The sequence below is a fragment of the Mucilaginibacter segetis genome, from assembly GCF_016522075.1.
In the GTDB taxonomy this organism is placed as follows: Bacteria; Bacteroidota; Bacteroidia; order Sphingobacteriales; family Sphingobacteriaceae; genus Mucilaginibacter; species Mucilaginibacter segetis.
In genome coordinates this window covers 473895-487411 of the sequence record NZ_JAEHFW010000003.1, presented here as the reverse complement: position 1 = coordinate 487411, position 13517 = coordinate 473895, and the positions used below count along the sequence as shown (strand labels likewise).

The following is a 13517-nucleotide window of genomic DNA, read 5'->3' as shown; positions in this document are numbered from 1 at the left end:
TGATATATTACCAAAGCACTAATACTATTTTAACCAAAAGCAATTATTTAGCAGGATTGTTAAATAAAGACCCGGTTACCTGTATAGGTTTCTCTGAACTCTTTAGGGATACAAAACTTCTTACGCTTAAATATCCGGTTGAAATTTGAAATATTATTAAACCCGCATTTATAGGCAATTTCTGCTACGGTGGTAGTTGAATCTATCAGCATTCTTGAAGCGTGCCCCAACCTGATCTCATTTAAACTATCAATAAAAGTTTTACCTGTACGCTTTTTTATAAACCTGCTAAAAGATGCTTCGGGCATATTGGCTATACGGGCTACTTCGGCCAAACTAACCTGTTTATTATAATTATTGTTCATATATTCAAACACCTTCTCTATACGTCTGCTGTTATAATAAAACTTTTCGTTAGTAAAGCTTGGATCTGACAGCGTTTTCATATTCCGGGATACAGAAAGATCATGCAGGATAGATAAAAGCTCTAAAACAGAGTCAAACCCATTTTTCTTGTCTAAATTCAGCAATCTTTCTTTTAAAATCCGGATGGTTTCGGGCGAAAATGATATCCCTCTTTGCGAACGCTCCAGCATGCTTTTTACAAAGCTCATTTGATTACGTTTCAAAAACTTCTCATCAAAAAGATCTTTATGAAATTGAATAGTAACCTCGGTTATAGCTTCGCTTTTACATTGATGAGTAAACCACGCATGGTATAAATTAGGCCCTATCAGCACCAGTTCCAGATCTTCAATAACCTCAATATTACCGCCTACTACCCTTTTAGCACCGGCTGCATTTACAACGAAATTAAGCTCATATTCCTCATGATAATGAAGTGGGAAATCAAATTTGCTTTTTACCCTCGAAAAAATGGTAAAACAATCACTTGGGGTAAGTGGGGTTATCTCACGCATTACACTATTTGGCATGACAATAAAATAAATTACAGGCTTAAATAATTGATACGAATTTAACATCTTTATATCAAAATATTCAATACAGCATGCGCTCTAATTTTGCCACACCTTCAACTCGCATTACTATTTCAGCTGCATCATCCCCTAATACATATAAAGTTTAATTGACAGCAAACCCTTTTTACCGTGCTAAATAGAAATAAAATAAGCAAAACAGATGATACTTTTCCTTCAAAAAAACATCAAGTATTATGTTTAAAAAGTTTTAAAGATCTATTTCGATTGCGGAAGTATAATTTCAAAGTTTGCACCTTTACCCGGAACTGAATATATATTGATGGTTCCTTTTAAAACCTCTACAAGATGCTTTACCAGCGTTAGGCCAAAGCCGTAGCCCTGTTCGCCTCCTGTTCCTATAGTTGATGCTGCACTACCGTCTAATATATTTTCTATCTCTTCTTTTTTCAGACCGAGACCCGTATCAGAAACTATTATTTTGAGCAGGTTTTGTGTTTCTTTTATTTTCAGGCTCATATCAACTATTACCTTACCATCGCGCGGAGTAAATTTTATAGCATTGGAAATAAGATTCCCAACAATTTGAAGGATCTTATTTTTTGAGAACGGTATGGTAGCTGAGTCAACTGATGTATTTACGATAAACTGAATATTTTTATTTTTTGCCTGAGGCTGATAAAGCTGCTCCAGTTTATTTTTCAAAACCAGTAAATTAAACTCATCGTTTTGAAGCTTTTGCGATTTGTCTGAATCTAATATTTCATCTGCAAGCTCCAGCAATGAGCGTCCGCTTTTTTGTATCAGATTAATAAACTCTAATACTTCATCAAGTTGATTGGTATGGCCTTGCTCGCTAATTAATTGGGCCAGGCCAATTATTCCACCTAAAGGGCCGCGTATATCATGCGCCACACGTTTTTTAGTTTCATTAGCTTCATTCAATTTACCTTTAAGATTATTAATTATCTTAAAAGCGTTAAGACGATTTACTATTTCATCCGCTATTATCTTTAAAAGTTCAATTTTCTCGGGAGATAGTACCCTCACATCCCTGTCTAACACACATAAAGCGCCCAGGTTATGCCCTCCCGATGTTTTTAAAGGGATGCCATAATAGTAACGCAGCTTAGGCTCGTTAGCTACATAAAACTTATGTTTAAATCGTTCATCCTGAGCAAGATCTGTTATTTCAAAATTATCATTACCTGCTATTGTGTATTGGCAAACAGAATCTTCACGGGGCATTTGCTTAATATCAAGCCCATGATTGGTAATCGTCCATTGCGTAAAAGAGTCAATAAGGTTAACCAATGATATAGATGTGCCGGCAACTTTAGCAGCTAATTTGGCAAGGTCTTTAAAATTTTCTTCAAGATCGGTGTAATCCAGATCAAAGTCGGCCAGACTTATAATCCTGTCCATTTCATTGTGGGGGGTCGGTGTGTTATTCATTAGCAAAATGATTTGGTTAACACACTAAATACGATTTTTAGCGTATTTAGATTTTAAAAATTGCCAGTAAATTAAATTCTACTGTACAATTTTCTCCGCTCTCATCCTATCCAATAACTTTTTGGTACATATTTTTTTTCCATCAGGTGTTAAGTGATATTCGGTATCATAAAAGAGGCTGTCCGCAAAAATCATATCTGAAGGGCCATCCAATTGTTTAATTTTCATCTGCTGATTAAAGTCGCGGTTAACCCTGTTAAGGGTTGCAACTACATTCGAGCTGTAAACTGCATAATCCAGCGAGGGGTAAGAAAAATAAACTTTAAAATGATGTTTATCTGCATATGTTTTAAGATCGTTCAATAATGGGATATCAGGATTGAACTCACAACTTACAGGAGATTTTATACTAACTCAGCAGAGATGAAGCATCTATTTTACTTTATACCTCAACAATAAGTTTATTTTTTTTTGTACAAGTTTATTTGTCCCTTAAACTTCTCCTCACAAGGAGTGTTAAAATATATTGTTGTCACTATTTTTAAACAGATCTTGTTGGGTATAATCCGGATGAAGGGCAGCCTTTATATTTTCGGCTGACGGTTTAAGGTAGATGAAGTATACTATCATCAGTGAAGTAACAACCAGCAAAAACAAAATACCTGTAAGCATAAAACTAACTATGCTAAATAACGATGCGGCCTCAAGTGGTGCGTATCGTACTATAAGTGCGGTTTGATAGGCAGCTAATTTGTCTGAAAGAGTACTTACCTGCACAACATTACTGATCTTTTTGTGGTATAAAATATTGCTTACTATAATACTACCCACTGCAAATACAGGCACAATATAAATAAACGGATCGTGTGTATCGGTTACATTTATATAGATCTTCTCCGTAGTAAATATGGATATAAGCGCGAAAAGCACCTGCCCTACCGTTAATGCAATGTGAATAATTGTAATTGTTTTCAGCTGCTGTGCAACGGGTGGTTCGTTATTAGGTATGTTAGCCATTCGCAGGTTTATAAGGTATATGTAATTTACAATTTGAAATGATATTTCCTGCAATAAATTAGCAAACCTTTAAAGTTTGTTAAGTAAACCTTGGTTGTCTTTTAACCAAACCCCTGATAGCTTTCTTTTTAACGACTCCTGTATCAAGTAAAATATCTTGTCTGCGGCAGTCGGAAGGGCCAGTCCTTCTGTCCGTATATTGGATACGCAATTGCGGGCATCGTCTGTTAAACCGGGCTTTGGCTGATATGTAAGATAAGCCCCCATGCTGTCTGCTGAGCTTAAACCGGGCCTTTCCCCAATCAGCATTACCGAAAAAGAGGCACCCAGCTCGGCAGCTATTTCATCGCCTATGGCAACCCTTCCCTGCTCCACCAGGCAAATTGGCGCAAGTTTATAGCCTGCATCTGTTAACCGCGGTATTAACAATTTTAACAAGACAAGCACATTTTTATTAATGGCCGCTGCCGAAAGCCCATCGGCAATAATAATAACGATACCGTTATTAGTGATCTGATCGGCTAAGCGATTTGACGATAATTCATCCAATGACCGCCCCATATCCGGCCGCTGCAGGTATTGTTCACGATTAGTCGCCTTACTGTGCAACGCTAATACGGGCAATTTAAATTGGATTAACTCATCAGTTAACATTTCCGTATCCATACGTGAATATACAGCATCGCGGGCGTGGGCGTGGGCCATCTTAAATTCCAGCGCCGGCTTTGTAGGTATTGCTGCACCGCTGCTGCCAATACCTATACGGGCGGATGTAAATTGCCTTAAGAAACTTATTTGATAGTCTTCACTGCCGTCGGCTTTTTCTATTTCAACCATAGCCCTTTTGTTTTTTTAAGCAGATTGTTTGCCGCCAATGCCAATCTGTAACCGTTTTCATCTATTATCCCCTGTTTTATCAGCCATTTTTCAAATTCAGGTGCGGGCCGCAAGCCTAATACTTTGCGCAGGTACAAGGCATCATGAAACGAGGTGGATTGATAGTTAAGCATTATATCATCAGATCCGGGGATGCCCATAATAAAATTACAACCGGCAACACCCAGTAAGGTTAGTAAATTATCCATATCATCCTGGTCGGCCTCGGCATGGTTAGTATAACAAACATCAACGCCCATAGGCAAACCCAGCAGCTTACCGCAAAAATGATCTTCGAGCGCGGCCCTTATGATCTGTTTACCATCATATAAATACTCCGGTCCTATAAATCCTACTACCGAATTAACCAATAACGGTTTGTACTTTTTTGCCACTGCATATGCCCTCACCTCGCAGGTTTGCTGGTCAACTCCGTGATGTGCATTTGCCGATAAGGCACTGCCCTGTCCGGTTTCAAAATACATTACATTGTTGCCAATAGTTCCGCGGTTTAATGCCGAGGTAGCCTGGTGTGCTTCTGTCAGCAGATCAAGGTCAATTCCGAAGCTTGTATTAGCCTTTTGCGTGCCGGCTACCGACTGGAAGCAAATATCAACCGGGGCATTTTGATTAACCAATTCTAACGTAGTGGTAATATGGCTTAACACACAGGATTGTGTGGGAATATCAAACTGCTGCCTTAATTGATCTATCAGCATTAAAATATTCAATACCGCTGCAGGGCTGTCAGTTGCCGGATTTACCCCTATCACCGCGTCACCACTACCATAAAGTAAACCTTCAATTAAGCTGGCGGCTATTCCTTTTGCATCATCCGTTGGGTGGTTGGGTTGCAACCGGGTAGCAAAATGTCCTTTAAGCCCTATGGTATCCCGAAAACGGGTAATCACTTCTATTTTTTTTGCCACCGCGATCAGATCCTGATTACGCATTATTTTTGAAACCGCCGCCGCCATTTCCGGGGTTACAGCGTCTTCAATATTTTTTAAGATGCGGTTATCTGTTTCATCAAGTAACAACCAGTCGCGTAATTGACCAACCGTAAAATGACTGATAATTTGAAAAGCCTCTTTATTATGTCCGTCAATTATAAGCCGAGTAACCTCATCCTGCTCATAGGGAATAACAGCATCAGCCAGGAAATCCTTTAAGGGTACATCAGCCAGGGTTATCTGGGCTGCAACCCGCTCTTCGTAGGTTTCTGCCGCGAGACCGGCAAGCACGTCGCCGGAGCGGTGCGGAGATGCCTTTGCCAGCAAACCTTTCAGGTTATTAAACCGGTACACCCGCCCTGCTATGGTATGCTGGTAAGCCATTAATTTGACGCTATCGGCGTGTTTAGCATTACATCGTCCATTATTTTTACCTTATGCTTGCCCATCAGCATAAATATGCCAATGGCAATGGCAAGCCCTGCAAAAAACAGCAAGCTTATATTAAAGTTGTAATACATAATGGCAAACAGGCAAATTGCCGATATAAGCAGCGCAATGGCGGGGAATGCCGGGTAAAATATTGCGGCGAAAGGCCGTTCTAACTTAGGCTCCTTCCAACGCAGTACAAATAAGCTTATCATGCTCATCATATACATCAGCACCGCACCCAGTACAGATAAAATAATAATATCACCGGTGGTTCCGGTTAAAATTGCAATAAAACTTACCACGCCCCCTGCAATAATGGCCCAGTGCGGTGTTTTAAATGTACGGTTTACCCGCGAAAGTGGCTTTGGCAGATATCCGCTGCGTGCCATTGCATAAACCTGCCGCGATGATGCCAGTATAGTACCATGAATAGATGCTACCAGGCCAAATAAACCAATGCTGGCAAATAATTTGGTTAAGCCATTTGCCTTGCCCAGTACAATCCCTATCGCTTCGGGTAAGGGGTAATCCAGGTTGCTTAATTTTCGCCAGTCGGTAACGCCGCCTGTAAGTATCATTACCCCTAAAGCTAAAAAAACAAGTGTTGCCAAAGCCGATATATACCCCTTAGGGATATTTCTTTTGGGGTCTTTAACCTCTTCGGCTACCATTGCCACCCCCTCAATAGCCAGATAAAACCATACTGCAAAAGGCAACGCGGCAAAAACACCACCCCAGCCAAAGGGCATTGGGTTATTTAAATAGTTGGTCATTTTAAAATGAGGCGCAACTACGCCCATAAAAAGCAGTAACTCCGCTACGGCCAACACTGTTATAATTACCGAGAATACCGCAGATTCCTTTACCCCGGAAATATTTACCAGAATAAAAACCAAATTGAACATTAAGGCGGACTGCACAACGCCTAATTGCGGATATAAAAAGTGCAGGTAACTGCCTAAGGCAAACGCTATGGCAGGAGTAGCCAATAAAAAATCAACAAGCGTGGCATACCCTGCTACTAAACCGGCTACAGGCCCCAGTGCACGGTAAGCATATGCAAACGCTCCGCCGGCATGTGGTATGGCAGTGGTTAATTCGGTATAGCTAAATATAAACGTAACATACATTAAGGTAATAATTACTGTAGCTATTAAAAATCCGATAGTTCCGGAAACTGCCCATCCTAAATTCCATCCAAAATATTCGCCAGAAATAACCAATCCAACAGCAATGGCCCATAAATGTATGGGCTTCAGAACTTTTTTTAATTGTGTTGAGCCTGTGCTTTCCAAGATCTATTTATTTTTTTAGCTGCCTTTAAGTTAGAAATAAAAACAGCTTAATAAGTATTTTTTATTAAAAAGCTGTTTTAACTAAAAATATATCATTAAACAATCCTAACTGTTATTATAATTCATAAAGAAGAATAATTTAAATATAAATATTTCATTAATGAGTTTTAATGACGTTACGTAAACCTAATATTTTAATAACAGTTATTTAATATTAACCTAATTTATAAATTTGCACTCCTAATTGATTCAGAGAACGCCGTAGTGAGCAACGTAAAAATAAAGCAGGTGTGGATGGCTGCCCTTAAAGCGCCGGACAAAAGATTTAAGATATTGACCGGCACAGTGCTTATATTTATTGTGCTTTCTACCCTGCCTGCATTTTTTGGCCATATTGAAAAACGTGAAGGTATAGTTTTAAACGACTGGCTTTTGGCTCATATACCGGCTTATAATGTTTCGGTAATTATATTTGCTATTATATGGGGTATCGCAACACTTACGGTTATCAGGGCATTATATAATCCTGATATCTATATTAAATATGTATGGACTTTGCTGCTGATCAATATTGCCCGCATTATTAGTATTGAATTAGTTGCGCTTAACCCGCCGAAGGGGTTGATAAGGCTGAGCGATCCGCTTACGGGTATATTTTACGGAAACGCTAATATTACCAAAGATCTTTTCTTTTCGGGCCATACGGCCATATTGGTGCTCATTTTCTTGTGTCTGGAAAAACGCTCAGATAAAATAGTATGTTTTATTGGTATAATAACTGTGGCTATCTTACTGTTAATACAGCATATACACTATTCTATTGATGTGCTGGCTGCTCCGGTTATAGTATATATCCTGTTTACCATAACCTCTTATTTTTTGAAACTGGATAAACCCGTTAAGCTACAAGCCACCCCTGCAGTAAAAACTATTTAGCCTTGTGTTTAGCATATAATGTGTTAAATTTATAGCTTATTATATTCCAATTCTTGAATTTATTAACCACTGAATAAATGATCAAAAAGCTCATAATCATTGCTTTTGTGTTTTTTTCCGTTTGCGCACAGGCGCAGGAAAAAACACCCCGCCAATTATTCCCCGGTTTATTTGAAGCGGTGCAATCGTCGCATGTTTTTCCGGATAATAAGACCTTTGTTGATGCAACGCCAAAACGCTCTCCTGAGCTTATCCTTAAAACCTATAACGAACAAAAAAATAATACGGGTTTTAACCTTAAAGAGTTTGTAATGGCGAATTTCACAATTCCATCAGCCACACATAATTTTCAAACCGATGTCAGCGCGGGCATACGTCAGCATATTGATACACTTTGGCAGGTTTTACAGCGTCAACCCGATACTGTATCAAATTCTTCGAAACTTGCGCTGCCAAACCCTTATATAGTACCGGGCGGGCGTTTCAGGGAGATCTATTACTGGGATTCGTATTTTACCATGCTCGGGTTGCAGCAAAGTCACCAGGAAAAGGTGATCGAAAATATGATAGACAATTTCGCTTTCCTGATAAATAAATATGGCTTTATCCCTAACGGAAATCGTGCGTATTATCTTACCCGTTCGCAACCCCCGTTTTTCTCATTGATGGTTAATTTATTAGCTAAAAGCGAAGGCGATTCTATCCTTACCAAATATCAGCCTGAGCTGGTAAAGGAATACAATTACTGGATGCTGGGTGCAGATGACCTGCCACTAAACCATGCGGCGCATCGCGTGGTACGTATGGCCGATGGCACACTGATGAATCGCTATTGGGACGAAAGCGACCAGCCGCGCGAGGAATCATATATACAGGATGTTACGGCCGCTAAAAACACCAAAGAGCTTTTACCTGAATTTTATCACAATATACGCGCAGCAGCCGCCTCCGGGTGGGATTTCAGCAGCCGCTGGTTCAATGGTTCAGCGGATCTGGGTACCATTCAAACTACTCGTTTAATTCCGGTTGATCTGAACTGCCTGATGTATAATATGGAACTGACCATAGCCCATGCTTACCGCTTAAAAGGCGACGACGCACTGTATAAATTATATACTGCTAAAGCAGCTACACGTAAGAAAGCCATTTTAAAATATTGCTGGGATGCTAAAACCAGTTGGTTTGGCGATTATAACTGGACCACTCAAAAGTTCTCGGACATACCTACGCTGGCGGCCGTTTTTCCATTAGAATTTAAAATAGCAAGCGACGCGCAGGCAAAAAAAATAGCCGAGGGATTAAAAACTAATTTTCTGAAACCCGGCGGACTGGTTACTACGCTGAACTTTACCGGCCAGCAATGGGATGCACCTAACGGATGGGCACCTTTACAATATATGGCTATTGACGGTTTAGAGAATTACGGTCATCATGACCTGGCAAAAGAAATAGCTACACGTTGGCTGCGTTTAAATATCCGTGTGTTTAAACAAACAGGCAAATTGCTGGAGAAATATAATGTGGTTGATACCAGCCTTACCGCAGGCGGCGGTGAATATCCTTTACAGGATGGATTTGGCTGGACAAACGGCGTGTTATTAAAGTTAATGAACCGCTATAACTACGACAGCAAACAAGGCGAATAAATTCAAAGAATTCAGTTAGTTCTTGTTCTGTTCCGCGTGTGTGTATACAAAAAACGGAACAAGCGGAACATTCTGATAATTAAACAGTTACCTGTTTTTAATTTCTTGAATTTACTATCCCCGTACTTTATATAAACCCGGTATATATTTAATAGTTAGGTAACTAAAATTTTTTAAAAAGTGTTCCGTTTTTTAAAAAACGGAACAACTACACCTGCTGATCAGTGCGCTTTCGCAAACATTTTTTCACCTGCTAATATTTCGCAATCGAGGTGATTTTCATCGGGTGGTTTAGGACAGCTATATCCTCCGCTAAAAGCGCAGTAAGGGTTGTAGGCTTTATTAAAATCTATAACAACAGTGCCGTTGATAAAATCGCCCTCGCGCATATCAATATAACGCCCGCCCCCATAGGTGGTTTTTCCGTTGGTTTCGTCAGTAAAAAGCAACAGCAGGTAATCCTTATAAGAAGGTATTTTCGCCAGTGCCAGGCTTCGGTAAACCGTAAGCTGCATGGATTTGCCCTTCAGTTTAAAATTCAACAGAGCGTAGGGTGCATATTCGCGGCCTGTGCCGCTAAATACAGGCATAATAAAAGTGGGGGCAGCGGTTAATATTTGGGCAGCGGCGCGTACGCGGTAACTGCTGTCAGCATCATAAAAACGCAGGTATTGCAGATCCTCCTGCTTAAGCGGAGAATTCTTTTCCTGCAAAAAATCGCTTTTATAATCTTCCCTGAATTTTTCAATTTGCGCGGTATAGTTTTGCGCAAACAAATTCGCGCTCGTTAACAATAACAGTAATGGCAGATATTTCAGTAGTTTCATCAGTATTATATAAAGATGTGTGTAACCTTATAATTTTAATGGCGTAACCGTATACCCCTTTTTACGCAATTGTTCCACCAGCCCATCGGGCCCGGAAAGGTGCAGTGCCCCCACCCCTACAAATTGCCCCTGCTTTTGCAGCAATGCGGGCAAAACGGTCATCCATTTAAGATTACGGTTTTTAAGCAGATAATCTAAGTTACCAACTGCATCCGAGTAATTGTCATACAGGTATTGCAGTTTATCCAGGTCATTCCCTACCCAGGCGTCTACTTCTTCGTTCCCTAAAGTCCTCATTTCATCTTTATGGCGTATAAATCGTTTCAGATCGATTATTTGCTCTGCGTCGCTGGTTTTATTGAATAGTATATCCATTTGCTCTTCGGCGGTTTCAAACGGGGTAACCATTTTAGCATGCTGCTTACCGTAGTCGGCAAAGTAAATATCCAAAGGCGCGCCATCGTAATTGTTTAATACCGGCGGTTTATTTTGTTGTATGTATATCATTGATAAGGTAACCGTAATACTTATCGGTTTAAACTTATCCAGTTGCGCTAAGCCCATCCCCAGTGTGTTTTTAAGTTCGGCATCCAAACTGTCGCTAAAAGGTTTATCCAGCATACTGCTCAGCGTTTTATCTTTCAAAAAGCTCATGGCCTGCAGCTGCGGCAGCTTAGCAGAATCGATAAGTGTTTCCACTACCACCCCTTTTGATTTTTGCAGAGCCTGCTGCACGTGCGGCAACTGCGACATATAACCGCTTTTAACCAAATGGAAGGTACCAAACAGGTAAGAGGTATCTTTTAATCCGTTGCCTGTTACCGCGTAAAAAAGCCCCGGTTTACTCTTAACCTGCTGCGCGCTGCATATTGCCGGTAGCAGCATCCCCATAAATAATATAACAGCGATACTTATGCCCGCCTTTAATGTACGTGTGTGTATGATGTGCTTAGCTGCTTTCATAGTTCAATATCCCTGCAATGGTTTCGTTTATATATTAACACAATATAGGCAGCAATCAGCATATCAAAGCTATTTCATCCCCATAAAATGTAAAAGGTTGTTTCCTTTGCCGGAAACAACCTTTTATTATTGCCGCAAACGGCTTTAGCTGATTTATGTTATCCGTTATTAGCTAAGTATTCATCAAGGTTACCCAATCCCATAGTAAATCCTTCTTTAAAGCCCATTTTAATAATAGCTTCCATATCTTCCAGGTTATCAAAACTGATCTCAATATTCACGGTGGTTACCTTCCCGCTCTGGCTAAAGCGGGTATCCCAGTACATTTTCGGAAGATCAGGGTTCTCGTTACCTTGCGCATCACAAAAAAAGGTTTCAGTAGAAAATCCCTTTTGGTCTTCTACTGTCACAAAATTCACCCGGCACAGGGTGGTATCGCCCTGCGGCCCTATCATAAAATACAGCCAATGCCCGCAGGTTCTGAAGTCCATGGTTTTGGTTTCGGCACGGTAAGGTTTAGGTGCCCACCATTGGTCAAGTATAGCGCTATCCGTCCACGCCTTCCATACCTGCTCCTGAGGAGCATCAAACGCGCGTACTACTATTAGCTTTTTGTTTTGCTCGTCTTTTGTAAAAACGGTTTCTTTTGTATTCATATTATTGGTTTTTGTTTTGGTTCTTTAATAATACATCTAACTGATCAAAACGACTCTCCCACTGTTTTCGGAACTGCTCCATCCATATATCTACTTCCTTCATTTTTTGCGCGTTAAAATGGTAATGAATCTCCCGCCCTCTTTGCTGCTGATCTACCAGCCGGCATTCGGTCAGTATTTTTATATGTTTTGATATGGCCTGCCTGCTGCTGTCAAAATGTTCAGCAATAGCATTGGGCGTCATGGCGTTTAGCGCCAGTAAACTTAATATGGCCCTTCGGGTGGGATCGGCAATAGCCTGGAATACGTCTCGTCTCATCACACATTATATTTGCAATCGTTTGGTTGCAAATATAATGGCAACCATTCAGTTGCACAAATTTATTTTTACTTTCCTTGCTTCCTTTTTATACTACGTATTTTCACAGGAAATGTCTACTTTTCAATATTTAAGATGGTCTGATATTATAAGCAGGGGTAAAAGCCAAACTGAACAAGCCCTCGCTTTAATTGTTAATCCCCTGTAAACCGGAGGTAAATTGAATTATATTGATCTGTTATTATCGTTGATTTTTGTTGCATGCATATGGGTGAGCACTACACGCGGGTTTATCTTATCATCGCTGGTGTTAATATCATGGATAGGCAGTTTGATCATCGGTTTCCTGGGTTATAGTTATATAGCCTGGATATTATTAAAACTGTCACCATCATTCGGGGTTTGGGCTGCGCCGCTTGGATTTTTTATAGCGGTAATAATTGGCCGTGTAATATTAGATAAACTGGAGGGCCTGCTATTACATGAGGTACCTGAGCGTGCACATAATAATGTCATTAATAAAATATTGGGAGTTGTACCGGGAGTTATCAATGGCTACATATGGGCGACATTACTGGCTACTCTAATGTTGCTGATACCGTTTACCAATAGTATCTCCCAAAAAACCCGGGATAGTAAACTGGCTAGTGCATTGGTCAATAAAGTTAGCTGGCTGGATGATAAAATGTCGCCGGTGTTCAGTAACGCGTTAAACCACACGCTTAACGGGAATGGAGCCGAGCTGGGCGAAGAAAAATCTGTTAAGCTTCCGTTTACCAAGGATAACGCTAAGCCACGGCCTGACCTTGAGGCGCAAATGCTGATACTTGTAAATAAAGAGCGTACTTCACGTGGCCTAAATCCGGTAAAAGCCGATCCGGAAATGACTGTTGTGGCCCGCAAGCATTCGGTTGATATGTTTGTGAGGGGATATTTTTCACACTATACTCCTGAGGGTACCAATCCTTTTGGCCGCATGAAAAAAGGTAACATCACCTTTATTACCGCCGGCGAAAACCTGGCCCTTGCGCAAACACTGTCCATTGCACATAAGGGGCTGATGAATTCACCGGGGCATAAGGCTAACATCCTAAACCCCTCGTTCGGCAGGCTGGGCATTGGTATATTGGATGGCGGAATTTATGGCCTCATGATCACGCAGGATTTCAGAAACTGATGTCCGCCATCACCCATGTCCTCAATA

14 protein-coding genes are annotated in these 13517 nt (G+C 40.5%); 3 read left to right on the top strand and 11 right to left on the bottom strand.

The window, feature by feature from the left end; all coding sequences use genetic code 11:
- Positions 1–59: 59 nt before the first annotated feature.
- The 7 genes from I5M19_RS15920 to eat all read right to left on the bottom strand — a co-directional run bounded on the left by I5M19_RS15920 (position 60) and on the right by eat (position 6966).
- Positions 60–935, bottom strand: coding sequence for an AraC family transcriptional regulator (locus I5M19_RS15920; RefSeq protein WP_200067347.1), 876 nt, complete (start codon positions 933–935; stop codon positions 60–62).
- 261 nt (positions 936–1196) lie between these two features.
- A complete protein-coding gene (locus I5M19_RS15915) occupies positions 1197–2393 on the bottom strand; it encodes a GAF domain-containing sensor histidine kinase (RefSeq protein ID WP_200067346.1) in 1197 nt (398 codons plus the stop codon).
- 78 nt (positions 2394–2471) lie between these two features.
- Positions 2472–2756: a hypothetical protein gene (locus I5M19_RS15910; protein WP_200067345.1), complete on the bottom strand. Its 285-nt coding sequence runs from the start codon at positions 2754–2756 to the stop codon at positions 2472–2474.
- Between the two features lie 153 nt (positions 2757–2909).
- Positions 2910–3410, bottom strand: coding sequence for a hypothetical protein (locus I5M19_RS15905; RefSeq protein WP_200067344.1), 501 nt, complete (start codon positions 3408–3410; stop codon positions 2910–2912).
- Positions 3411–3479: 69 nt separating this feature from the next.
- A complete protein-coding gene (eutC, locus tag I5M19_RS15900; protein ID WP_200067343.1) occupies positions 3480–4247 on the bottom strand; it encodes an ethanolamine ammonia-lyase subunit EutC in 768 nt (255 codons plus the stop codon).
- On the bottom strand, positions 4235–5623 hold the full coding sequence (locus I5M19_RS15895) for an ethanolamine ammonia-lyase subunit EutB (RefSeq protein ID WP_200067342.1): 1389 nt from the start codon (positions 5621–5623) through the stop codon (positions 4235–4237). The genes eutC and I5M19_RS15895 overlap by 13 nt, the downstream gene beginning before the upstream one ends.
- Positions 5623–6966, bottom strand: coding sequence for an ethanolamine permease (gene eat, locus I5M19_RS15890; protein ID WP_200067341.1), 1344 nt, complete (start codon positions 6964–6966; stop codon positions 5623–5625). The genes I5M19_RS15895 and eat overlap by 1 nt, the downstream gene beginning before the upstream one ends.
- A gap of 264 nt (positions 6967–7230) precedes the next feature.
- Between eat and I5M19_RS15885 the strand changes: the two genes are divergently transcribed.
- On the top strand, positions 7231–7902 hold the full coding sequence (locus I5M19_RS15885) for a phosphatase PAP2-related protein (protein WP_200067340.1): 672 nt from the start codon (positions 7231–7233) through the stop codon (positions 7900–7902).
- Positions 7903–7979: 77 nt separating this feature from the next.
- Positions 7980–9548 (top strand): alpha,alpha-trehalase TreA, encoded by a 1569-nt coding sequence (gene treA, locus I5M19_RS15880; RefSeq protein WP_200067339.1) that lies wholly within the window; start codon positions 7980–7982, stop codon positions 9546–9548.
- A 221-nt stretch (positions 9549–9769) separates the two neighbouring features.
- Here the strand turns inward: treA and I5M19_RS15875 are convergent, their stop codons facing one another.
- The 4 genes from I5M19_RS15875 to I5M19_RS15860 all read right to left on the bottom strand — a co-directional run bounded on the left by I5M19_RS15875 (position 9770) and on the right by I5M19_RS15860 (position 12313).
- Positions 9770–10375 (bottom strand): DUF1684 domain-containing protein, encoded by a 606-nt coding sequence (locus I5M19_RS15875; RefSeq protein WP_235985862.1) that lies wholly within the window; start codon positions 10373–10375, stop codon positions 9770–9772.
- Positions 10376–10402: 27 nt separating this feature from the next.
- The gene (locus tag I5M19_RS15870; protein WP_200067338.1) at positions 10403–11338 is read right to left on the bottom strand and encodes a TraB/GumN family protein; all 936 of its coding nucleotides are present in this window, start codon (positions 11336–11338) and stop codon (positions 10403–10405) included.
- Between the two features lie 158 nt (positions 11339–11496).
- Positions 11497–11994, bottom strand: coding sequence for an SRPBCC family protein (locus I5M19_RS15865; protein WP_200067337.1), 498 nt, complete (start codon positions 11992–11994; stop codon positions 11497–11499).
- A 1-nt stretch (position 11995) separates the two neighbouring features.
- Positions 11996–12313: an ArsR/SmtB family transcription factor gene (locus I5M19_RS15860; protein WP_200067336.1), complete on the bottom strand. Its 318-nt coding sequence runs from the start codon at positions 12311–12313 to the stop codon at positions 11996–11998.
- A 220-nt stretch (positions 12314–12533) separates the two neighbouring features.
- Between I5M19_RS15860 and I5M19_RS15855 the strand changes: the two genes are divergently transcribed.
- Positions 12534–13490, top strand: coding sequence for a CvpA family protein (locus I5M19_RS15855; protein WP_200067335.1), 957 nt, complete (start codon positions 12534–12536; stop codon positions 13488–13490).
- Positions 13491–13517: the final 27 nt, after the last annotated feature.